Source organism: Sphingomonas glacialis (genome assembly GCF_014653575.1).
Lineage (GTDB): Bacteria > Pseudomonadota > Alphaproteobacteria > Sphingomonadales > Sphingomonadaceae > Sphingomonas > Sphingomonas glacialis.
The window spans coordinates 383,361-405,096 of the sequence record NZ_BNAQ01000001.1; the positions used below are offsets into that span (position 1 = coordinate 383,361).

Sequence of the window (21,736 nt, forward strand, 5' to 3'; positions counted from 1 at the left end):
TATCTTAAGGTTTGGGTGCAATGGCCGCTCGCGTGATTGCCCGATCCAGTGTAGAGTTCCGCCATGTCCGATTTCGCCGCTCCCAAATTCGCGACCCACAGCTTCCCGATCGCCATCGACGCTGCCGACATTGATTTCATGGGGCACGTCAACAATGCCTCGTATCTCAAATGGGTGCAGGACGCGGTGGTGAGCCACTGGCAGCGCTTCGCGCCGAGCGAGGCGGTGGCGACGCACGCCTGGGTCGCGCTCAAGCACGAGATCACTTATCGCAAGCCGACCTTCCTCGACGACGAGGTGATCGCGACCGTGCTGCTCGAAAAGGTGCAGGGCGCGCGCGCATTCTACGAGACGGTGATCAAGCGCGGCGAGGACGTGCTCGCCGAGGTCAAGTCGAGCTGGTGCTGCCTCAACGTCGAGACGATGCGGCCGGCAAGGCTGGCGCAGGGCGTGATCGATCGGTTCTTCGCAAAGGATTGAGCGCCGTCACCCGGCCGTCGCCCCGGCCTTGTGCCGGGGTCCACCGAGAAGGGCGTTAGCCGGCAGCGGCTCGAGGCCGAACCCAACCGCGAGATCGTTCCAGGCGGGGTTGTCGGATTCGATGAGGTTCCGCTTCCAATCTCGGCGATAGCGCTTGAGTTGTTTCTCGCGCATGATCGCGGATTCCATCGTTCCCGCGACCTCAAAGTACACGAGCCGGAGTATCCCATACTTCTTCGTGTGCCCGTCGAAAGTACCGGAGCGATGTTGGAGCACGCGACCAATTAGATTCGAGGTTACGCCGACATAGACAGATCCGTAGTACTGGGACGCCAGAATATAGACGCACGGGGTTCGCTCGATCGTCATGCGGTGAACTTTGCCGCACGGTGGACCCCGGCACAAGGCCGGGGTGACAATTGTGTGAGGCGTTAGATCCCGGCCGCAGCCAACCCTGCATCGACCACACGCTGGCTCGCTTCGCTCGGCCAGGTCATCGGCAGGCGCAGCGCCGTCGGGAAATCTGGGCGAACCTTGTTTACCGCATATTTCACCGGCCCGGGCGAGGCATCGGTGAACAGCGACACGTGCAGCGCGAACAGGCGGTCGTGCAGTTCGAGCGCGAGCGTATAATCCCCTGCCGCACACGCCGCCTGGAACTCTGCGCACAGCCGCGGCGCGACGTTCGCCGTTACCGAGATGCACCCGATCCCGCCGGTCGCATTGAACGCGAGCGCCATGTCGTCATTGCCCGAAAGCTGCTCGAACCCCTCGGGGCACGCCGCGCGCTGTGCCGACACGCGCTGGATCACGCCCGTCGCATCCTTGATGCCGATCACGCTCGGCATGGCGTGCGCAATCCGCGCGACGGTCTCGACCGCGATGTCAGTCACGGTGCGGCCCGGCACGTTGTACAGCACGATCGACAGGTCGCACGACCCCGCCACCGCCTCGAAATGGCGGAAGATGCCTTCCTGATTGGGCCGGTTGTAATAGGGCGGGACCATCAATGCCGCATCGGCCCCGGCTGCCTTGGCCGCCTTGATGTTGTGGATCGCGACGCGCGTGTCGTTCGAGCCTGCGCCCGCCAACACCGGCACGCGCCCGCGCGCCTGATCGACGCAGACCGCGACGATCGCGAAATGCTCCTCGGCGGTCAGCGTCGCCGCCTCGCCCGTCGTGCCGCACGGCACCAGCCCGGCCGAGCCCTCGGCGATCTGCCACTCGATGAAATCGCGATAGGCGCGCTCGTCGAAACTGCCGTCTGCGGCGAACGGCGTGACCAACGCCGGGATCGATCCCGAAAACATAGCGAATTGCTCCTGCGAACCGAATTTCGTCGCATTTGAGGTGTAATGCGCGGGACAAATACGGACCGGAGGCATAGTCTGTCCACATGATTGCATGGCTCTTCAAATCCGGTGTTCTGCTCGCGGGCATTTCGACCCTCGCCGTTACCTCTGGCGACGCGCAGGATCAGCTCGGCTGGGGTCGCGCGACGCAGGTGCTGACCGGCACGACCGCCACCAACAGCGCGATCGCCGCGTCGATCGCCGAGTGGAAATCGCTCCAGCAATCGTCGAGCTACGGCTTCGACAGCTACGCCCGCTTCCTGCTCGCGCACCCCGGCTGGCCCGGCGAGACCGCGATGCGGCGGATGGCGGAGAAGGCGCTCGATTCTGGCGGCTGGTCGCCGTCGACCGTGGTCGCGTTCTTCCGGCGCTTCCCCGCGTTGACCGGCGCGGGCAAGACGCGGTTTGCCGAAGCGCTCGCCGCGACGGGGCAGCAAGGCGAAGCGGCCAGCGCGGCGCGCGCCGCCTGGGTGTCGGGAACGCTGTCGAGCACCGACGAGAGCAAGATCCTCGCGACCTTCCCCGGCGCCCTGTCGCCCGCCGATCACGATGCTCGGATGGACATGCTGCTGTGGCAGGGCGCGACCGCGTCGGCGCAGCGCCAGCTGATGCTGACCAGCCCGGCGCGGCAGAGCGTCTTCGCCGCGCGGCTCGCCTTCCGCACCAGCGCGCCCGATGCGGGCGACCGGCTGATCGCGACGCAGGCCTATGGCGCGACCGATCCCGGCTGGATCGCCGACCGGGCGAGCTGGTATCGCAACACCGGCGCCTCGGCCAGCGCGCGCAATTCGCTTGCACAGCGCCCCGCGCTCGCGGTCGTACCGGGCAGCGCCGAGCAATGGTTCGAAGTGCTGCTGACCAACGCGCGCGCCGCCGCCAATGACGGGCAGAATTCGCTCGCCTATGACATCGCGCGCAAGCTCGGCGATGCCTATCCCATCGGCACCGACGTCAGCACGCGGCCTTATGGCGAGCGCGACGACTATACGAGTCTTGCCTGGCTCGCGGGCCGCACCGCGCTGAAGCAGCTCGCCCGCCCGGCGGATGCCGTGCCGCTGTTCGTCAGTTACGCCGCCGCCTCGAAGACGCCGACGACGCAATCGAAGGGGCTGTATTGGGCCGGGCGCGCCGCCGAGGCCGCCGGGCGTCGCGACGAGGCCAACGGCTATTACGTGCGCGCCGCGGCGTTCCGCGATCTGTTCTACGGCCAGCTTGCCGCCGAGCGGATCGGCCAGCCGCTCGTCGCGCCGGGCGATCCGGTGCTGCGTCCGGTCGACCCGTCGACGCGCGCGGCGTTCTACGCGCGCGAGACGGTGCGCGCGGCGCAATATCTCGGCACGGTCGGCAATTGGGAGGACCAGACCGCGTTCGTCCGCCAGATCGCGCTCGATGCCAAGAGCGACAGCGACCATGTCCTCGCGACCGAACTGTCGCGCACGCTCGGGCGGCCCGATCTCGGCGTGATGGTCGGGCGCAGCGCGCTGCAGAACGGGCTCAGCGAATACTCGACCGTCGGTTTCCCCAACGTCCGCGTGCCGGTGGCGAGCCAGGACGACTGGACGATGATCCACGCGATCGCGCGCCAGGAAAGCCAGTTCGACCGCGCCGCGATCAGCCATGCCGGCGCGCGCGGGCTGATGCAGCTGATGCCCGGCACCGCGCGCGACCAGGCTGGCAAGCTCGGCCTGGCGTACAATGCCGCGGCGCTGACGACCGATACCGACTATAACATCATGGTCGGATCGACCTATTTCCGGCACATCTACGAGCTGTACGGGAGTTATCCGCTCGCGGTGGCGGCGTACAATGCGGGCCCGGGCAACGTGAACAAATGGCTCCGCGCGAATGGCGACCCGCGCAGCGGCGGCGTCGACATGCTCGACTGGATCGAGGCGATCCCGATCTACGAGACGCGCAACTACGTCCAGCGCGTGCTCGAGAATGCCGTGGTGTACGATCTGATGAACCCCACGCGCTCGCGCTCGTCGGGGTCGAACCGGATCAGCTGGTATCTCGGCAAGCGCATTCCAGGCTGAGCGCGGAGGCTGGCCCAGCCGATCGCAAGCGTCTAGAATAGTGCGATGAATGACCTTGTTCCCACCGGCAACGTTGCACTGCTGATCGATGCCGACAACGCCAGCCACACCGCGATAGACCCGGTCCTGACCGCGCTCGCAGATCTTGGCACCGTCAACATCCGGCGGATCTACGGCAATTGGAGCAAAGTCGCGCTCAAGGGTTGGAGCGAGGTCGCGCTGCGCTATGCACTCGATCCGCAACAGCAATTCGACCTGACCAGAGGCAAGAACGCGACCGACATGAAGATGACGATCGATGCGATGGACCTGCTGTTGACGGGGCGCGTCACGGGGTTCGGCATCATGTCGTCCGACAGCGATTTCATGCCGTTGGTGACACGCATCCGTCAGCAGGGGCTTCAAGTCTACGGCTTCGGTCGCGCCAACACGCCGGAGGGCTTTCGGCAAGCGTGCAACCGCTTCATCGATGTCGAAACGCTAGAGAAGACCGCCGCCGAGATGCCGATGCCGCTCCCGCCGGCGATCCTGTCGAAAGAGGGAAAGGAACCTGTCGACAGCGCGCTCGTACGCCTCCTGATCGATGCCTATGATGCGTCAAAGCGCGATGGGCAGGGCTTCGCTTCGCTGGGTGAGGTCGGACAGCGCGCGAGCAACCGCTCGAGCTTCGACACGCGAAACTATGGCTTTTCGCGGCTGTCTGATTTGGTCGAGGCGGTGCCCGGTTTCGTCGTCGAACGACGCGACGGCGGCGGCGTCCTCGTCAAGCGCGTAAAATAGCCGGCCGCCGGAACGATCGCGATGACCGACCCTCCCAACTACATCACCCCCGCCGGCTACGCCGTGCTCAGCGCCGAATATCGGCAGTTGCTCGGCGAGGAGCGGCCCAAGCTCGTCGACGTCATCTCCTGGGCGGCGGGCAATGGCGATCGCTCGGAGAATGGCGACTATATCTACGGCCGCAAGCGGCTGCGCGAGATCGACCGGCGGCTCGGCTTCCTCGCGCGGCGGATGAAAGCCGCCAAGGTGATCGACCCCGCCCAGCAGCCCGATCGCGCGCGAATCTGGTTCGGCGCGACCGTCACGATCGCCGATGACGACGATGTCGAGCGCGTGCTGACGCTGGTCGGCGACGACGAGACCGATGCCGCGGCGGGCAAGATCGGCTGGAACGCGCCGATCGCGCGGGCGCTCCGCGGCGCGGCGGTCGGCGATCTGCGGCGCGTACTCCTCCCCGCGGGCGAGCGCGCGTATGAAGTGGTGGCGATCACCTACCCGGCAACCGAGCGTTTCATCCCCGGCGATTGACGCTGGGTGGTGCGCCGCACACGGTTGGGCCCTGACCATCAAAGGACCCTTGCCGATGCCGCTCCCCCCTCTCTGGTCGCCCCGCTTGCTCAGCCTGCTGCGGATCATCGTCGGGCTCGGCTTCGTCCAGCATGGCTGCTCCAAATTCTTCGGCATCCCGCCCTTCCCCATGCCGCTCAATCCCTTGCTGACCGTGGCGGGCGTGCTCGAGCTCGGCGGGGGCGCGCTGATCCTGGTCGGGCTGTTCACTCGGCCGGTGGCGTTCGTGCTGTCGGGCATGTCGGCCGCCGCCTATTTCATCGCGCATTTCCCCAAGAGCGTCTTTCCGGCCGCCAACGGTGGCGAAGCGGCGATGCTGTATTGCTTCGTCTTCCTGTATCTCGCCGCGGCCGGAGCCGGCCCGATCAGCTTGGATGCGCGCCGCTCTAGGATGTGAAGCACGGCGTGCGACGAATATTGCGCGCCGTGCGATCGATGGTCGTGCGTTGCGCGATCGACGCGGCTATAGCGCCGGTCCGGCGTGCGTCATTCAAGCGCGCCGTGTCGGGAGCAGTACAAGACAATGACGATGCAACGCGTGTTCGTGAGTGGGAAGGTTCAGCGGACGGGGTATCGCGATTGGGCAGTGCGCAAGGCGCAGGAGCTGGGCCTCACCGGATGGGTCCGCAATTTGAACGACGGGCGAGTCGAATTGCTCGTCGTCGGCGAGGATGAAGCGGTCGTCGCGATGGCCGAGGCGTGCCGCGAGGGATCCGAACATTCGCGCGTCGACCATGTCGAGGCGCTTCCCGCCGACGAGCGCGCGCCAAAGGGCTTCACCAAGCGCTTCACCGCCTAGCGGACTGCACCGAAACGGGGCCAATTTCGCAACTGCGCTTAACCTATAGCAGTGTTATTCTAGGCGCATGAGCGATGCGCCGCCCCTCAATACCGCGCCGCTGCCAGTCCGGCTGCGGGCCGAGGATTATCTGCTGCTTCACCAAGCAGGAGCATTCGCCCCCTACACTCGCACCGAGTTGATCGACGGGGGGGTGTATTTCGTGAACGCACAGCATCGACCGCACGCGCTCGCCAAGATCGAATTGTATGATGCGATCCGCGCGGCGCTGCGGGCGATCGGCTCGCCGCTGCGCCCGCTGGTCGAGGCGAGCATCGCGCTGTCGGGGCACGACGTGCCCGAGCCAGACATCGTGCTGACGAGCGAGCCGCGCGGCGAGGGCTTCGTCCCGCTCCTATCGGTGCACCTCGTCATCGAAGTGTCCGACACGACGATGCGCAGCGACATCCGCCGCAAGGTCGCGAGCTATGCCCGCGCCGCGATGCCCGAATATTGGGTGGTCGATATCAAGGCGCGCACGATCCACCAGATGTGGTCGCCCACCGGCGACATCTACGCCGAACGCTGCGCGGTCGCTTTCGGCGATATCATCGCAGCGGCGACGATCGTCGGGTTGAGCGTCGATACGGCGAACCTGTAGGGCCCGCCGCATCGACCGCGCAGATCAGCGCGTCAGCTTCTTGTAGGCCAGCCGCGTCGGGCGGTCGGCCGCATCGCCGAGGCGACGGCGCTTGTCTTCCTCGTACGATTCGAAATTGCCCTCGAACCATTCGACATGGCTGTCACCCTCGAACGCGAGGATGTGCGTCGCGAGGCGATCGAGGAAGAAGCGATCGTGGCTGATGACCACGGCGCAACCCGCGAAGCTCTCGAGCGCTTCCTCGAGCGCGCGCAGCGTCTCGACGTCGAGATCGTTGGTCGGCTCGTCGAGCAGGAGGACGTTGCCACCCTCCTTGAGCATCTTGGCGAGATGGACGCGGTTGCGCTCACCGCCCGACAGCTGGCCGACCTTCTTCTGCTGGTCCTGGCCCTTGAAGTTGAACGCGCCGACATAGGCGCGCGTGCCGAGCTCCTGCTTGCCGAAGCGGAACACTTCGAGCTTGTCGGACACTTCCTCCCACACCGTGTTCGACGGCGTCAGGTCGTCGCGCGACTGGTCGACATAGCCGAGCTTGACGGTCTGGCCGACTTCGATCGAGCCGCCATCGGGCTGCTCCTGGCCGGTGATCAGCTTGAACAGCGTCGACTTGCCCGCGCCGTTCGGCCCGATCACGCCGACGATGCCGCCCGGCGGGAGCACGAAGTCGAGATTGTCGAACAGCAATTTGTCGCCGTAAGCCTTGGTCAGGCCCTTGGCCTCGATCACCTTGCCGCCGAGCCGCTCAGGCAGCTGGATCAGGATCTGCGCCTTGCCGACCGAGCGGTTCTCCTGCTTCTCCATCAGCTCGTCGAACGCGCGGATACGCGCCTTGGACTTGGTCTGGCGCGCCTTGGGGGTCTGCCGCATCCAGGCGAGCTCGTCCGAGATCGCCTTGGCCTTGCCCTGCTCCTCGCGATCCTCCTGCTCGAGCCGCTTGACCTTCTTTTCGAGGTAGCCCGAATAGTTGGACTCATAGGTGTAGTAACGCCCGCGATCGAGCTCGAGCACCCAGTTCACCACGTTATCGAGGAAGTAGCGATCGTGGGTGACGAGGATCACGTTGCCGACATAGTCGCGCAGGTAGTTTTCGAGCCAGGCGACGCTCTCGGCGTCGAGATGGTTGGTCGGCTCGTCGAGCAGCAGGATGTTGGGCTTTTCGAGCAGCAGCTTGCACAACGCGACGCGGCGCTTTTCACCGCCCGAGAGGTTGGTGACCGAACTGTCGCCCGGCGGGCAACGCAGCGCTTCCATCGCGATCTCGAGCTGGTTGTCGAGGCTCCAGCCGTCGACCGCGTCGATCTTCTCCTGCAAATCGCCCATCTCGGCGAGCAATGCGTCGAAATCGCAATCCTCGGGCGGATCGCCCATGATCGCGACGATCTCGTTATAGCGATCGACCATCCCGCCGATCGGGCCCGCGCCCGCGCGGACGTTGCCGATCACGTCCTTGGTCTCGTCGAGCTTGGGCTCCTGCGGCAGATAGCCGACCTTGATGCCCTCGGCGGCCCACGCCTCGCCGGTGAATTCGGGGTCGATTCCGCCCATGATCTTCATCAGCGTCGACTTGCCCGAACCGTTCGGCCCGATGATCGCGATCTTGGCGTCGGGGAGGAACTGGAGCGAGATGTTGTTGAGCACCGGCTTGGGGGCGCCGGGGAAGGTCTTGGTCAGGCCCTTCATCACATAGCTGTACTGCACGGCCATCGGCTGCGGACTCCGGGGGTAAAGATGGTGGATTGTTGGCGTGGCAGATAGCGATGCGCGGGGGCGTTGGCAACGTGGGCGGGGTGCGGTAGCCTGTTACGATGGAACGGATCGACATCTCGGATGATCGCCGCGTCGCGGATCTGGTCGAAGCGGTCGAGCGCGACGGCGCGGTGGAGATCGTGCGCGATGGCGTGGTGGTGGCGACCGTTGCCGCGCGGGAGCCAGACGTCTCGGCTCGCGAACCGCAGCCTATCGACATCGCGGAACTCGAGCGCTTCCACGCTGAACACCCGATGCCGCGTTTCGAGAAGAGCTGGGGCGAACTGCTCCGCGAAATGCGGGACGAGGACGATCATTGAGCCACTATTGCGATGCCAGCGTGATGGGCACGCTTGTGTTCCGCGATACCGATTGGATCAGCGTGCGGCATTGGATCGAGACGACCAAGCCCAGCCTCAGCTATAGCGACTTCGGCTTCGGGGAGCTTGCCTCGGCGGTCGGTCGGCGGGTCCGGATGCAGCAATTGGATCCTACCAAAGCACAGACGCTGCTACTCGATTTCCCCACGCGTCTTCCCGATTGGGCCCGCACCACTGTCGCGCCATCCGATATCGATGTCGCGACGGGCTACATGCTGCGCTTCGAACTCGGTTTGCGCCTTCCCGACGCGATTCACATTGCCACTTCCGGACGCCTCGGGCTTACACTCGTTTCGACCGACATCCGCCAAGTCCGCGCTGCCGCCTCGCTCGGTGTCGCCGCCATCAACCCCTTGCAAACAGACGGGACTCCTTCTTGACCAAGCTTCGCGCCCTCGCCCCTTGCCTGCTGCTCGCCTCGACCCTGCTCACCGGCCCGGCGCTCGCCCAGCGCCCTGCCCCGCTGGTCGATCCCGCAGTCGCTGCGCTGCGCGACAAGGCGCTGAACGACGACATCGCCTATGACATCGTCGAGGGGCTCACCACCGAGGTCGGGCCCCGCCCCGACGGCTCGCCGCAGGAAGAGCGGGCGCGGCAATGGGCGGTGGCGAAGCTCAAGAGCCTCGGCTTCAAGAATGTGCGGATCGAACCGTATGAACTGCAGAATGTCTGGGTCCGCGGCGTCGAGACGGCGGAGGTGGTCGCGCCGTTCGCGCAGCCGCTGCGGCTGACCGCGCTCGGCAATTCGGGCGCGACGCCCGCCGCGGGGCTGACGCTCCCGGTCGCCTTCTTCCCCTCGCTCGCTGACCTCCGCGCGGCGCCCGACGGGAGTCTTGCGGGCAAGCTCGCCTTCGTCTCGAACGCGATGCAGGCCAATCAGGACGGATCGGCCTATGGCCCCGAAGGCCAGGCGCGTCGCGCCGGACCGAGCATCGCCGCGACCAAGGGCGCAAGCGCGATCGTGATCCGCTCGATCGGTTCGGACCACGGTCGTGGCCCCCACGCCGGCGTCACCAATTTCGCGACGGGCGTCGCACCGATCCCGGCTGCCGCGCTCTCGGTCGCCGATGCGGCCAACCTCGAGCGGATGATCAAGCGCGGCAAGCCCGTGACGCTCCACCTCACCCTCACCCCGACCTTCGTGCCGACCCGCATGTCGGGCAATGTCGTCGCCGAAGTCCCCGGCACCGATCCCACGGCAGGCACGATCCTGATCGGCGGGCATCTCGACAGCTGGGATCTGGGCACCGGCGCGATCGATGACGCCTCGGGGGTCGCGATCACCACCGCCGCCGCAAAGCGGCTGATGGACAGCGGTCGCCATCGCCGCACGATTCGCGTCGTCTGGTTCGGCGACGAGGAGACCGGCGGCTTCGGCGGCTTCGCCTATGCCAAGGCACATGCCGGCGAGACGCACGCACTGGCGGCCGAATCCGACTTCGGCGCCGACCGCGTCTGGCGATTCGAAACCAACCTCCCCGCGACCGCCAAAGCCGTCGGCGATAGCCTCGCCGCCGCGCTCGCGCCGCTCGGAATCGTTCGCGGCAGCGGAATCGGGGGCGACGGGACCGATGTCGGCCCGACTCTGGCGACCGGCGTCGCCGCGATCGACCTCAACCAGGACGGCACGCGCTATTTCGATTACCACCACACGCCAGAGGACACGCTCGAGCGGATCGATCCGCAACAATTGCGTCAGAATGTAGCGGCTTGGGCGACAATGCTCGCGATCGTCGCCGATGCGCCCGAGGCAATCGGCCCGGTTACGCCGAAGAAATAGCCCGCGCTCGCTTCGTCGCAAATATGGCCGAAAGGTGGCAGAAGCGCCCGTCTATGGCCGATTTGCGATTGACGCACCGCAGCGGGGCGCTATGCCTCCGATCTTCGCGGGCGGCATAGGGCCGACTGCGAAGCGCTAATTTGCTTGGGAGCAATTGCATGAAGAAGATCGCCCTTGTTCTCGTCGCCGCCGGCCTGGTCTCGCTCGCCGCTTGCAACAAGAACCCTGAAGCTGCTGCAATCGAAAACAATGCTGACGTCATCGCCGACGGCATCGACAACAACGCGTCGATGATCGACGACATGGCTTCGAACACCTCGAACGCGGTTGCTTCGGACGTCCTGGCGAACAAGGCCGACGAACTGCATGACGCTGCCGACAACGTCCGTGACGCGGGCGAAGCCAAGGCCGACAACGTCGCCAAGGCTGCCAACTAAGATCACTGGGCTTCGGCCCGGATCTGAAGATTTGGGGCGCCTTCCTAGCGGAAGGCGCCCTTTTTCGTGCCCGCTGCGTCGAGCTGCGCGAGGACCATGTCGAGCGCCGCCAAGCGCAATGCGATCTCGCGACGATACGAGGTGCCAGCGGGCGCCAGGCTGAGCGCCCGCGCCCAATAGCGATGCGCGGTGCGATAGTCCCTGGCCTGCGCGTAAGCGAGGCCTTCGAAAAATGCTGGTGCGGGATGGTCTGGCGCGAGCCGGGTCGCCTGCTCGAACGCGAGCCGCGCCGCGGGGGACATCGCGGCGTCGTGCTGCGCCATCGCGGTCCCCAGCCCGGTCCACAGCGTCAGGCTGCGCGGATAATGGTTGAGGCCGAGCAGGATGACATTGACGCCGCTACGCCGGCTGCCCGCGCGCATCAGCGCGTCCGACGCGATCAGATATGCGCCGTCGCCAGTAAAGCGACCGAGCATCGCGTCGCGCAGCTCGACCATTTCCGGGGCGACCGCCACGGGGATCGCATCCGACGCCGCCAGATGTTCGCCAAGCCCGGCGCGTTGCTGAAGCGCGTATCCCGCAGCCCCGAGCATCACGGCAGCGCCGACCAGCGTCCACAGCGAGCGCGACACGCCGCTGGCCCATAAGGCTGCGGCGGCCACGACGCCGATCAGCGCCAAACCGATCCAGCCACTCATTGCGTCTGCTCTACGTTCATCAGGCTGCTGTACGGGATTTGCGCGCGACGTCTAAGCACAAGTGCAGGGTCTAAGCACAAGTGCGGGGTCTAGGCACAAGCGCGGGCGCGCCGCCGCTTCACGGGCGCTACACCCACGGGTCAGTGGCCAGAACGTATCGGCTGGATCAGATCCCAGCGGTTTCCGCACAGATCCTCGAAGACCGCGACAATACCGTACGGCTCGTGTCGCGGCGGCTCGACGAACCGGACGCCGCGCTGCGTATAGGCATGATGGTCGCGGGCAAAATCATCGGTCTCAAGAAACAGGAACACGCGTCCGCCGCTCTGATTGCCGACCGCGCTGACTTGTGCCTCGCCAACGGCTCGCGCCAGCAGCAGCCCGTTTGCACTACCCGGCGGCGCAACGACGACCCAGCGCTTCTGATCGCCGAGCGCAGTATCCTCGCGAAGCTCGAACCCGAGCGCATCGACGAAGAAGGCAATGGCGAGATCATAATCCGCAACGAGTAGCGAGGTCAGGGCGAGACGCTGTGGCATCCGGCCCTTCTGACCGATAACGCCCGTCGCGCCAATGCCAGACCGCCCCTCAGCGGACGCCCGAGGGCGCCCGCGTGGGCGGCCTTCAGGCGCGGCCGATCAGACGCTGTGCGATCGTATCGGCGACGTCGGAGATCGGCGCGCCGGTGCGCTCGGCCTCGTCCCACACCTGGACCAGCCGGTCGGGGATGCGAGCGATACGCGTCTCGACTTCGGCCTGATCGCCGTGGCCGAGATATTCGAGCGCGACGTTGATGATGCCGCCGGCGTTGATGACGTAATCGGGCGCGTACAGGATGCCGCGTGCCTGGAGGGCCGCACCCTCGGCCTTGGTCTCGAGCTGGTTGTTCGCGCCGCCTGCGACGATCGTCGTGCGAAGCGCAGCGATAGATGCCGGAGTCAGGATCGCGCCGAGCGCGTTGGGGCTGACGATGTCGGCCTCGACGCCGAGAATCTCGTCCGCACCAGCGGTCTGTGCACCGAGCTCTTCGGCAAGCGCCTTGGCGCGATCGGCGTTGACGTCCGCCAGCGTGAGCACCGCGCCGTCCTTGGCGAGCAAGCGGGCGAGCCCACCGCCGACGCTGCCGACCCCCTGGATCGCGACGCGCACGCCCTTCATGTCGGTCGCGCCGAGACCGCGCTGTGCGGCTGCCTTGACGCCGAGATAGACGCCCATTGCGGTGTACGGCCCGGGATCGCCGCCCGCGCTGCCCGCTGCGACGGGAAGGCCCGAGACATGCTTGGTCATCGTCGCGATCGTCTTCATGCTCGCTTCGGACATGCCGACGTCCTCGGCAGTGACATAGCGCCCACCGAGCGATTCGACCGCGCGGCCGAACGCCTCGAGCTGCGCATGGCTGATGCTGTCACCGGGGTTCGCCGCGAGCACGACGCCCTTGCCGCCGCCCATCGGGAGATCGGCCATCGCGTTCTTGAAGCTCATCCCGCGCGACAAGCGCAGCGCATCGGTGATCGCGCGGTCGCTATCGGCATAGTGCCAGAAGCGCACGCCGCCAGCCGCCGGCCCGAGCTTGGTCGAATGAACCGCAATGACCGCGCGAAGCCCCGAAGCGGGATCGGTGAAGAGGTGCACGCCCTCATGATCATCAAAATCGGGGAAGCCCCAGCCGGTGGTCACGGACAAATTCCTGGCTGTTGAAAGAAGTGGGGCGACCGACGGGACTTGAACCCGCAACATCCGGCATCACAAGCCGACGCTCTAACCAATTGAACTACGATCGCCGCAGAGGAAGCGCCCCTAGCGGGGTCGAGGGGCCAGCGTCAAGAATGGATCGTTCAGAATTTACCGTCAATCGACAGCCGATGCCCCGACGGGCTCGGTTGAAAGCCGCTCAGCTCGAGTTTCTGCGCCGCGCTCGGGTCGCTCGGCTTGACCGTGAGGTCCGCGCGGAACCGCCCGTTCAGCCACAGCCGCAGCGCGATCTGCTCGGTCCCCGCCTGGCTCGCGAGCGGCAGCAGCAAAGCACCTGCATCGCAGCGCGCGGTGCCGGTGAGCCCCTGCCCCAGGCTGATCCCTGCAATATCGGCGCCGAGCGCCGCCTTGACGCGCCCCTCGGCACTCTCGCACGTGCCGTTGACGAAATGGACGGTGACGGCGTCGAGATCGATCCCACTGACCGGGAGCGGCGCGAACACCGCACCGGCGGGCACGCTCGCGGTCATGTCGTCGAGCCCGACGCCGTGCCGCGAAACGCTGATCGCGCCGTGGATCGCGCGAGTCGCGTCCGCACCCGTCGCCGGACTCGCGAGATCGACGCGCGCCCGGCCCGCGAGCAACGCCCAGGGCGACAGCGATGCGCTGAGATCGCCGAGCGCGATGCTGCCGACCTGCGCCTCGCGGAGATGCCCGAACCACACGCTGCCGCTCGCCTCGCGCGCGGCGACTCGGCTTTGCTCGAGCTCGAACGCCCCGAGCACGAAGCGCAGCGGCAGCAGCACGAGCAGCGCGACGACGAACACCGCGCCGAACAGCGCGACGGGGCCGGTCTTCAATCGAAAGCGCGTCATTGGCCCTTCGCCTTCAACGTCAGTTGCACCGACACGGTACGGTCGGCGCCAGCAGTGGTGGCGAGCCGGTCGACGAGAATCCCCGCCGCCTCGAGTTCGGCAATCCAGGCGACCAGCGCGCCGGGTCGCGCCGAGCCGATCGCGATCTCGACTCGGTCGCTGCCCTGCGGCGTGACGCTCGCCAGCGCGAAGCCGGCATCGTTGGCGCGCGCGCGAATCACCGAGTCGAGCGGAGCATCGAGCGGAGCGACGCGCAGCGTCTGTGCCGCCTTGACCGCATCGACGCGGATCTGCGTCTCGCCGAGCGCGATCACCGCATCGGCATGGCGCGCCTTGGCCGACTCGAGCGCATCGCCGAGCGGCACGACGAGGAAATAGCACAGCACCAGCAGCGTGAGCACCGCGCCGGTCAGCACGAGATATTGCTCGCGCTGCGTGCGCGCGCGAAACCAGAGGAGCAGGCGCTCGGTCATCGTGGCTTCACCGTCAGATCCCCCGAGAGGCGGCCGTTCACCGACTGGAACTGGCCTTGCGGCGTCGCGTCGAAGCCGCTCGCGCCGAGCCGGCGCTGCAGGTCGAGGATCTGGCCTTCGTTCTGGACGCCGACGCCGACGCGCATCGTGCCGTTGGGATCGAAGGCGAGCGTGTGCGCTTCGCTTCCAGGCGTCGCGCGGATCGCCGCGAACACCGCCGCCGTTGTCCGGCTGAAGCCCTGACCGCCGCCGCGCAGCCGGTCGAGCCGCGCGGTCAACTGGCGATCGGCATCGCTCACCGCCTCGCCGCGCGCGAGCCCGGTCCGCGCGAGCAGTTCGGTGCGGCGTTCGAGATCATCCGCCGCGGTCGAATATTTGATCAGCTGGACGATCGTGATGAGCAGCGTCACGCCGAGGATCGCCGCGCTCAGCCAGCCGAGTCGGCGGACCAGCGCCCAATCGACCGCGCGGCGCGTCTTGCGCGCAAACGCGCCCTGGCGAAGATCGAGCGACGGCGCCGCCACCGCCGCAACGATCGCCGTCTCGAGCGCATCGCGCGACAGGACCACCGGCGCGACGCCGCCCGTGACAAGCTCGGTCAGCCGAGCTTCATCGGCGAACCCGCTCGTGACCCCGCGCACCACGCCCTCGCCGCCGAGATCTGCGCGCAGATAGCCCGTCTCGGGCCGCGGCAGCAGCAGCGGCGCGGGCAAGACCGCATCGGGATCGACGCCGTTCTCGGCCAGCAGATCGAGCCATGCGCGCATCTGCAGCGCGGCAACGACGCCGATCGGCCGCTCGACGACCTCCCCCTCGCGCCCGACCGCGACGTGCAGATCGCCGATCGGGCCAGCGCTTGCATCCGCCGCGAGCATGCGTGCGGCAGTGACCGACTGGGCAAGCGAGCGATCGGGCAGTTCGGCCCAATGCAGCGTCACCGCGTCGGCCGGCGCGATCGCGACATGCGACACCGGCGTATCGGCGGCGAGCAGCGGAAAGCCCTCGCCGCGCGCCGCGACGGTGTCGCCCGCGATGCGCAGCCAGCGCCACGGCAGATCGGGGGCGGGCAGGAAGAGGACGAGCGTTTCTGTCATGATGGCTCGCCCCATTGCCGCGATACGAGCCGCGCGGGAAGCGCCGTCGCGTCGATCAGTCCGGTTTGTTCAAGCGTGGCCCCGCCGAGCGCGACGCGCACCTTCAGCGAAAACCATGTCGTCTTTACGTCGGTCTGCGACGGTGCATCGTCGCCGGTGCTGCTGCGCACCGCACTTTGCGCCCAGAAGGCGGTCGTCGTCGCGAAGCCCAAGGGCGGACGCTGGAGCAGGACTTGCCGCACCGCCTCGGGCGAAAGGCCGATCCGCAGCATCGCGATCAGCGGCGCCTGCTCCGGCAACAGCGTGTTGACGTTGATCCGCGACAGCGCGGCGACGGGCAAGGTGCACAGCCACGGGCGGAGCTTGTCATAATCGCTGCGCGTCACGCCGCGCACCGCGCGCAACTCGCTCGGATCGGTCATCAGTGTGTTCGCGGTGCGATAGGGCTGCGCGCCACCACGATAGTCGCGGTCCTCGGCGCCGCCGGTGATCGGCGAATCGTCGCTGTCGATCCAGTCGGCGGTGGCAGCGGCGATCGCCTCGGGCGATGCCGCTGCGGGATCGACCAGACGAATCAGTCGCGCAAACTGGAGTTGCGCTGGCGTGTAGGCGAAATAGCTGCCGCTTTTCGCGGGCGTCTCGGTGACGAGGCTGTTGAGGTTGAAGCAATTGCCGCCATCGACGACCGTTGCCGTCGCGGTGCCGTTCGGGATCGGCAGCGGGTACGGCGTGCCGCTCCAGCCGCCCTGCAGCGTCACCTTGTCGGGGCTCTTGCGCAGCAACTCGCTGACCCTGACGACCGCGAGCGTCTCGGCCGCGAACGAATAGGCGCGCGCCTGGTCGAGCGCGACGGCGTTGCCGCCGAGCCGCGTGGCGAGCCGCAGTCGTTCGAGCGCGGTCCCGGCAAGCACCGCGATCACCGCGACGAGCAGCAACACCGTGAGCAGCGCGGCACCGCGCTCGGAGGGTTTGCGCTCAACCGACGCGGTCATCGACGCGCCTCCCATAGCCGGTGCCGACGAGGAAGAGCTGGCGCGTCGCGATCCCGCTGTCGCGCACCACGCGCAGTTCGAGCGCGTCGGGCAGCGGCGATTGCGGGCTGCCGGTCCAGCGGTCGCTCCACGCGCCCTTGATGCGGTAGCGCAGCGCGACCTGGCGGACGTGCGCCAGCAGCGGCGTCGGCGGGAGCGGCGGCGCACCGTCGAGCATCGGATAGGCGGTCCGAACCAGCGCGCCGTCGACCACGCCATATTCGACCTTCTGCACGCTCGCACGCGGCGTGCCGTCGAGATTGCTCCAGCCGCTGCGCACCAGCCGCAGCATCGGCGCTGCCGCCGCTCCCGCTTCGCCGGTGAAAGGCGCGAGGACGCGCCCATCCTCGCCGCGCGTCGGTCGCGGCGTCGCTTGCGCGAGATCGGCGGTGAGGATCGCGCCGAGCCGGTTCATCGCCGAGACGTCGTCGAGTTTCACGCCCGTCGCGGTCTGCGCGCGCACCGAGAACGACAACAGCGCCACCCCCGCCGCCGCGAGCAAGCCGAAGATCAGCAGCGAGATCATCACCTCGACGAGCGTGAAGCCCGCGTCGTCGGTCGCGGGCGTCATGGCGCGCGCGTCCCGTCGCGCACCACGGTCAGCCGCCCCGCCTGCCGCCCCGCCGGATCGCGCACGGTGACGTCGATCCGCAGCACGCGAATGTCGCCGGTCGGCTGGACGCTGCGAGTCCAGCTCCACGCGCGCCCACCATTGCTCTCGACGCCGCTCGCCGCGCCGATCGTGGGGGGCTTGGCGTCGGTCATCGCCTCGATCGCGACATTGCGTGCGACCGTCTGTGCGAGCAGCGTCGTGTCGAGCGTCGCGGCGCCGCGGATCGTCGCGCCCTCGAGCCGGATCAGCGCGAGCGCGGCGAGGCTGAACACCGCGAGCGCGACCATCATTTCGATCAGCGTGAAGCCGCGGGGCTTAGCCACCGATGCGGACCTTGCCGTCATTGCCGACATGGACGACGACACTCTGCCCGCTGCGCTCGAGCGTCACGTCGAGCGGGCGATCGGTCCCGCCGGTCGAATCGAACAGGATGCGGTCGCGCGTTCCGTCGCCGCTCGGCAGCGCGTGCGTGCCCTTGCCCCACTGCGTCACGCGCAGCGGCTTCTCGGCCATCGCGACCCACGCGCCGTCGACCCGCTCGTCGAACCCGTAGCCGCCCTGCGACACCCACACGCTGATCGGCTTGGCGCCGACCACGGCAAGATCGCGGGCGGCGCTGGTCCGCGTCGCGAAGCGCGCGGCCTCGTCGGCGAGACGACCGCGCGGATCGGGCAGCGCGAACACGACGGCCGCACTGGCGAGGCCGATGATCGTGACGACGACCATCAGCTCGATCAGCGTGAAGCCGCGCTCGCTTACGCGGCGTTTACTGCCAGCTGCCGATATCGGCATTGACGCCCTCGCCGCCTTCCTTCTTGTCCGCGCCGAGCGTCCAGACATCGGCCTCGCCATGTGCGCCGGGCGCCGCATAGAGATACGGCTTGCCCCACGGATCGAGCGGCAGCTTCTTGATATAGCCGCCGCGCTGGTACTTCGACGCATCGGCATCGGCGGGGGCCGAGACCAGCGCCTGCAGGCCATCGGTGGTCGAGGGGTACGAATCGTTCTGCAGCTTGTAGAGATCGAGCGCGCCCTCGATCGTCGAGATGTCGGCCTTGGCCTTGACGATCTTGCCTTTGTCGCCGAGCGGCAGGACGTTGTAGGTGACGATCGCGGCGAGCAGGCCGATGATGACGATCACCACCATCAGCTCGATCAGCGTAAAACCCTGCTCCCCGTCACCCTCGCGAAAGCGGGGGTCTCGCCGTTGCGGGCGGGGGGAAGCAGCGGGATTCCCGCTTGCGCGGGAATGACGGATGGGGGGCATTGCGAACCTCGTCATGTTTACTGGCCTGCCAGGGTGTTGAGCTGCAGGATCGGCAGCAGGATCGATAGCACGATCGTCGCGACGACACCCCCCATCACGACGATGATGATCGGCTCGAGCAGCGACAGCGCGGTCGTGGTGAACCGATCGAACTCGCGCTCGAGATATTCGGCGGCGCGTTCGAGCATGTCGTCGAGCTGCCCCGCCGTCTCGCCCGATGCAGCCAGATACGTCAGCAGCGGCGGAAAGACGCCCGCGCGGCGCATCGCCGCCGACAGGCTGCCACCGCCGCGGATCGATTCGATGATCTCGTCCGATGCTTGTTTGAGGCGGAGGTTGTGGATCGTGCTGCCCGTCAGCGTCAGCCCTTCGAGCAGCGGCAGGCGGCTTGCCACCATCGTCGCGAGCGTGCGCGCCATGCGCGCGGCGTGGAGATCGCGGAACAGGCGGCCGAGGATCGGCAGTTTGAGGATCCAGGTGTCAAAGCCGAGCTTGATCCGCGGATTTTTCAGCGCGCGCCACGATCCGAACCCAACCAACAGAATGACGAGCAGGATCGCCCACCAATAGCCGACCATGAAATTCGACAGCCCCATCACGACGCGCGTGAGGAACGGGAGCTGCTGCCCGACAGTGTCGAACTGTTCGACCACCTGCGGCACGACGAACACCATCAGCGCCGTCACCACCGCCATCGCCACCACCGCGAGCACTGCGGGGTACGCCAGCGTGGTGATGATCTTGCCGTTGATCTCGGCCTGGCGTTCCAGCAGCACCGAGAGGCGTTCGAGGATCACCGGGAGCGAGCCAGAGCTCTCGCCCGCCGACACCATTGCGCGGTAGAGCGAGGGGAAGCTCTTGCCCTCGCGCGCCATCGCCTCGTGCAGGCGGCGGCCCTCGACGACGCCGGCATGGACCGATTCGACGATCGCGCGGACGTGCGGCTGCTCGGTCTGGCGCGAGATCGTGCGGAGCGATTCCTCGAGCGGCGAGACGCGGTTGAGCGTGGCGAGCTGGCGGGTGAAGAGCGTGAGCTGCTTGGTGCTCATCTTCTTCGAGCCCAGGCGGAGGTCGGAGAGGAGCGGCTTGCCTTTGGGGGAGCGGCCCGAGCCGGGCTCGACCTTGACGACATAGAGCCGCCGCCGGTCGAGCAATACGCGCGCCGCGTCGATCGAGGGCGCGGCAATCGCCCCGCGTGTTTCGCGCCCCTTCGTGTCGATCGCGAGGTAATCGAAGTCAGGCATGTGTCATACCGTCGCCCCGGCGGAGGCCGGGGCCGCTGCGTTCTGGAGTGCCGTCGCGCCCTGCAACCTGGCGGCCCCGGCCGGCGCCGGGGCGACGATTGCGGTCACGCATCCCCCACCTCCGGCACCACCATCGGCGCCTCGGCATCGGCCATGTCGCGCCGCGAAACGCGCACCGCCTCCTCCGCCGTCGTGACCCCATCGCGCACCAACTGCCGCGCCGCCGACCCCAGCGTCGGCGCATGCAGGAACGCATGCCGCGCGATCAGCGCTTCGTCGCCGCCATCGTTGATCAGCCGCCGCACCGTCTCGTCGATGCGGATCGCCTCATAGACACCGACGCGGCCCTTATAGCCCGTCCCCTGGCATTGCTCGCAGCCGACCGCCTGATAGACGATCGCCCCCGGCTCGAACCCGAGCAGCGCCGCGACCGATGCATCCGCCGCCACCGGGCGCCGGCACACCTCGCACAAGCGCCGCACCAGCCGCTGCGCGATCACCGCGCGCAGCGTCGATGCCAACAGGAACGGCTCGACCTTCATGTCGCGCATCCGCGTGATCGCGCCGACCGCGTCGTTGGTGTGGACGGTCGACAGCACGAGATGCCCGGTCAGCGATGCCTGCACCGCGATCTCGGCGGTCTCGCGGTCGCGGATTTCGCCGACCATCACGACATCGGGATCCTGCCGCAGGATCGCGCGCAGCCCCGCCGCAAAGGTCAGCCCGACCTTGGCGTTGACTTGCGTCTGGCCGACCCCCTCCATCGCATATTCGACCGGATCCTCAACCGTCAGGATGTTGCGGCTGCCGTCGTTGAGCAGCCGCATCGAGGCGTAGAGCGTCGTCGTCTTGCCCGAACCGGTCGGCCCGGTGACGAGGATGATCCCGTTTGGCTCGGTGATCGCGTCCTTGAGCAACTGGTTGATGGCCGCGGTCATGCCGAGCACGTCGAGCGTGATCCCGGCATTCTCCTTGTCGAGAATACGCAGCACCACGCGCTCGCCCGCGCGGCTCGGCAGCGTCGAGACGCGGACGTCAAGCAGCTTGCCGCCCAGCGTCAGGCCGATGCGGCCGTCCTGTGGCACGCGTCGCTCGGCGATGTCGAGCCGTGCCATCACCTTGACGCGGCTGACGACGACGGGGGCGACGTGTGGCGGCATCCGCAGCGTCTCGCGCAGCACGCCGTCGATGCGCATACGGACGACGAGGCCGGTCTCGTACGGCTCGATATGAATGTCCGACACGCCGTTGCGCGCGGCGTCGGCGATGATGCCGTTGATCAGCCGGATCGCGGGGGCATCGTCGGCGGTGTCGAGCAGATCGTCAGCGGTGGGGAGATGATCGGCGAGCAGGTCGAGTTCGTCGCCAAGGCCGAGCGTCCCCGCGGCCATCGCCGCGGCCTGGCCGTCCATCGCATAGGCCTCGGACAGCAGGCGGTCGAATTCGGTCGCGACGACGAAGGTCACGTCGAAGGCGCGCGCGAGGTGGCGGCGCAGTTCGAGCAGGACCTTGGGGTCGGAGCCCTCACGCATCGCGACGGTGAGGTGGTCGTGGGTGGGGTCGAGGACGACGCCGAAGCGGCGTGCGAAGGCGTAGGGGATGGTTGCCGCTGCCACGCTTGTCAGCGCCAGAAGATCGATCTCGGCCATCCTAACGCGCTTTCCCGGCGCAGGCCGGGGCCCAGTCGCGGAGGTCAGGCGCATCGCGCGCAGCGTCCGAACACTCAGCCGCCCGCCCCTGGGCCCCGGCCTG

General features: G+C 67.5%; 27 protein-coding genes and 1 tRNA gene. 11 read left to right on the forward strand and 17 right to left on the reverse strand.

The annotated features are described in order from the left end of the window. Nucleotides 1–63 precede the first annotated feature (63 nt). Nucleotides 64–480, forward strand: coding sequence for an acyl-CoA thioesterase (locus tag IE187_RS01670; protein WP_133188542.1), 417 nt, complete (start codon nt 64–66; stop codon nt 478–480). Nucleotides 481–486: 6 nt separating this feature from the next. On the opposite strand, the gene IE187_RS01675 is transcribed toward IE187_RS01670, so the two are convergent. Continuing rightward, entirely contained in the window at nt 487–849 is a 363-nt protein-coding gene (locus IE187_RS01675; RefSeq protein WP_189674848.1) for a GIY-YIG nuclease family protein, read from the reverse strand. Between the two features lie 62 nt (nt 850–911). After that, entirely contained in the window at nt 912–1,790 is an 879-nt protein-coding gene (gene dapA / locus IE187_RS01680) for a 4-hydroxy-tetrahydrodipicolinate synthase (RefSeq protein WP_189674849.1), read from the reverse strand. An 86-nt stretch (nt 1,791–1,876) separates the two neighbouring features. Here dapA and IE187_RS01685 point away from each other — a divergent pair, with 86 nt between their 5' ends. From IE187_RS01685 to IE187_RS01710, 6 genes are all read left to right on the forward strand, one after another. Continuing rightward, nucleotides 1,877–3,868 carry a lytic transglycosylase domain-containing protein gene (locus IE187_RS01685; RefSeq protein WP_189674850.1) on the forward strand — a complete coding sequence of 664 codons (1,992 nt, stop codon included), beginning with the start codon at nt 1,877–1,879 and terminating at the stop codon, nt 3,866–3,868. A gap of 45 nt (nt 3,869–3,913) precedes the next feature. Beyond that, complete coding sequence (locus tag IE187_RS01690; RefSeq protein ID WP_133188550.1) at nt 3,914–4,648, forward strand: NYN domain-containing protein; 735 nt, start codon at nt 3,914–3,916, stop codon at nt 4,646–4,648. Between the two features lie 21 nt (nt 4,649–4,669). Continuing rightward, a complete protein-coding gene (greB, locus tag IE187_RS01695) occupies nt 4,670–5,176 on the forward strand; it encodes a transcription elongation factor GreB (RefSeq protein WP_189674851.1) in 507 nt (168 codons plus the stop codon). A gap of 55 nt (nt 5,177–5,231) precedes the next feature. Then, a complete protein-coding gene (locus IE187_RS01700; protein ID WP_189674852.1) occupies nt 5,232–5,612 on the forward strand; it encodes a DoxX family protein in 381 nt (126 codons plus the stop codon). A gap of 126 nt (nt 5,613–5,738) precedes the next feature. After that, nucleotides 5,739–6,014 (forward strand): acylphosphatase, encoded by a 276-nt coding sequence (locus IE187_RS01705; RefSeq protein ID WP_189674853.1) that lies wholly within the window; start codon nt 5,739–5,741, stop codon nt 6,012–6,014. Between the two features lie 67 nt (nt 6,015–6,081). After that, nucleotides 6,082–6,654, forward strand: coding sequence for a Uma2 family endonuclease (locus IE187_RS01710; RefSeq protein WP_189674854.1), 573 nt, complete (start codon nt 6,082–6,084; stop codon nt 6,652–6,654). A 24-nt stretch (nt 6,655–6,678) separates the two neighbouring features. Here IE187_RS01710 and ettA read toward each other — a convergent pair whose 3' ends face one another. Further along, nucleotides 6,679–8,358 (reverse strand): energy-dependent translational throttle protein EttA, encoded by a 1,680-nt coding sequence (gene ettA, locus IE187_RS01715; protein WP_133188560.1) that lies wholly within the window; start codon nt 8,356–8,358, stop codon nt 6,679–6,681. Between the two features lie 101 nt (nt 8,359–8,459). Here ettA and IE187_RS01720 point away from each other — a divergent pair, with 101 nt between their 5' ends. The 4 genes from IE187_RS01720 to IE187_RS01735 all read left to right on the forward strand — a co-directional run bounded on the left by IE187_RS01720 (nt 8,460) and on the right by IE187_RS01735 (nt 10,997). After that, entirely contained in the window at nt 8,460–8,720 is a 261-nt protein-coding gene (locus IE187_RS01720; protein ID WP_189674855.1) for a hypothetical protein, read from the forward strand. Further along, nucleotides 8,717–9,160 carry a type II toxin-antitoxin system VapC family toxin gene (locus IE187_RS01725; protein ID WP_189674856.1) on the forward strand — a complete coding sequence of 148 codons (444 nt, stop codon included), beginning with the start codon at nt 8,717–8,719 and terminating at the stop codon, nt 9,158–9,160. The genes IE187_RS01720 and IE187_RS01725 overlap by 4 nt, the downstream gene beginning before the upstream one ends. Beyond that, nucleotides 9,157–10,560, forward strand: a complete 1,404-nt coding sequence (locus IE187_RS01730; RefSeq protein WP_189674857.1) for a M20/M25/M40 family metallo-hydrolase — start codon at nt 9,157–9,159, stop codon at nt 10,558–10,560. The genes IE187_RS01725 and IE187_RS01730 overlap by 4 nt, the downstream gene beginning before the upstream one ends. Nucleotides 10,561–10,718: 158 nt before the next feature. Continuing rightward, nucleotides 10,719–10,997 (forward strand): hypothetical protein, encoded by a 279-nt coding sequence (locus IE187_RS01735; protein ID WP_133188568.1) that lies wholly within the window; start codon nt 10,719–10,721, stop codon nt 10,995–10,997. Between the two features lie 44 nt (nt 10,998–11,041). Here IE187_RS01735 and IE187_RS01740 read toward each other — a convergent pair whose 3' ends face one another. From IE187_RS01740 to IE187_RS01805, 14 genes are all read right to left on the reverse strand, one after another. Beyond that, complete coding sequence (locus tag IE187_RS01740) at nt 11,042–11,695, reverse strand: tetratricopeptide repeat protein (RefSeq protein ID WP_189674858.1); 654 nt, start codon at nt 11,693–11,695, stop codon at nt 11,042–11,044. A gap of 140 nt (nt 11,696–11,835) precedes the next feature. After that, a complete protein-coding gene (locus IE187_RS01745; RefSeq protein WP_133188572.1) occupies nt 11,836–12,234 on the reverse strand; it encodes a VOC family protein in 399 nt (132 codons plus the stop codon). Nucleotides 12,235–12,319: 85 nt separating this feature from the next. Continuing rightward, nucleotides 12,320–13,372: a Leu/Phe/Val dehydrogenase gene (locus IE187_RS01750; RefSeq protein ID WP_189674859.1), complete on the reverse strand. Its 1,053-nt coding sequence runs from the start codon at nt 13,370–13,372 to the stop codon at nt 12,320–12,322. Between the two features lie 27 nt (nt 13,373–13,399). After that, a tRNA-His gene (locus tag IE187_RS01755) sits at nt 13,400–13,476 on the reverse strand. A gap of 54 nt (nt 13,477–13,530) precedes the next feature. Then, a complete protein-coding gene (locus tag IE187_RS01760) occupies nt 13,531–14,262 on the reverse strand; it encodes a type II secretion system protein N (protein ID WP_189674860.1) in 732 nt (243 codons plus the stop codon). Beyond that, nucleotides 14,259–14,735: a type II secretion system protein M gene (locus IE187_RS01765; RefSeq protein WP_189674861.1), complete on the reverse strand. Its 477-nt coding sequence runs from the start codon at nt 14,733–14,735 to the stop codon at nt 14,259–14,261. The genes IE187_RS01760 and IE187_RS01765 overlap by 4 nt, the downstream gene beginning before the upstream one ends. Continuing rightward, the gene (gspL, locus tag IE187_RS01770; protein WP_189674862.1) at nt 14,732–15,829 is read right to left on the reverse strand and encodes a type II secretion system protein GspL; all 1,098 of its coding nucleotides are present in this window, start codon (nt 15,827–15,829) and stop codon (nt 14,732–14,734) included. Before gspL ends, IE187_RS01765 begins: the two co-directional genes overlap by 4 nt. Then, nucleotides 15,826–16,821 carry a type II secretion system minor pseudopilin GspK gene (gene gspK / locus IE187_RS01775; RefSeq protein WP_189674863.1) on the reverse strand — a complete coding sequence of 332 codons (996 nt, stop codon included), beginning with the start codon at nt 16,819–16,821 and terminating at the stop codon, nt 15,826–15,828. The genes gspL and gspK overlap by 4 nt, the downstream gene beginning before the upstream one ends. After that, nucleotides 16,805–17,431 carry a type II secretion system minor pseudopilin GspJ gene (gene gspJ / locus IE187_RS01780; protein ID WP_189674864.1) on the reverse strand — a complete coding sequence of 209 codons (627 nt, stop codon included), beginning with the start codon at nt 17,429–17,431 and terminating at the stop codon, nt 16,805–16,807. The genes gspK and gspJ overlap by 17 nt, the downstream gene beginning before the upstream one ends. Further along, a complete protein-coding gene (gene gspI / locus IE187_RS01785; protein ID WP_438810905.1) occupies nt 17,428–17,826 on the reverse strand; it encodes a type II secretion system minor pseudopilin GspI in 399 nt (132 codons plus the stop codon). The genes gspJ and gspI overlap by 4 nt, the downstream gene beginning before the upstream one ends. Next, nucleotides 17,789–18,265, reverse strand: a complete 477-nt coding sequence (locus IE187_RS01790; protein WP_189674866.1) for a GspH/FimT family pseudopilin — start codon at nt 18,263–18,265, stop codon at nt 17,789–17,791. The genes gspI and IE187_RS01790 overlap by 38 nt, the downstream gene beginning before the upstream one ends. Continuing rightward, the gene (gspG, locus tag IE187_RS01795; RefSeq protein WP_438810906.1) at nt 18,240–18,740 is read right to left on the reverse strand and encodes a type II secretion system major pseudopilin GspG; all 501 of its coding nucleotides are present in this window, start codon (nt 18,738–18,740) and stop codon (nt 18,240–18,242) included. Before gspG ends, IE187_RS01790 begins: the two co-directional genes overlap by 26 nt. A 17-nt stretch (nt 18,741–18,757) precedes the next feature. Further along, complete coding sequence (gene gspF / locus IE187_RS01800) at nt 18,758–19,984, reverse strand: type II secretion system inner membrane protein GspF (RefSeq protein ID WP_189674867.1); 1,227 nt, start codon at nt 19,982–19,984, stop codon at nt 18,758–18,760. A gap of 104 nt (nt 19,985–20,088) precedes the next feature. Then, complete coding sequence (locus IE187_RS01805; RefSeq protein WP_189674868.1) at nt 20,089–21,633, reverse strand: GspE/PulE family protein; 1,545 nt, start codon at nt 21,631–21,633, stop codon at nt 20,089–20,091. Nucleotides 21,634–21,736: the final 103 nt, after the last annotated feature.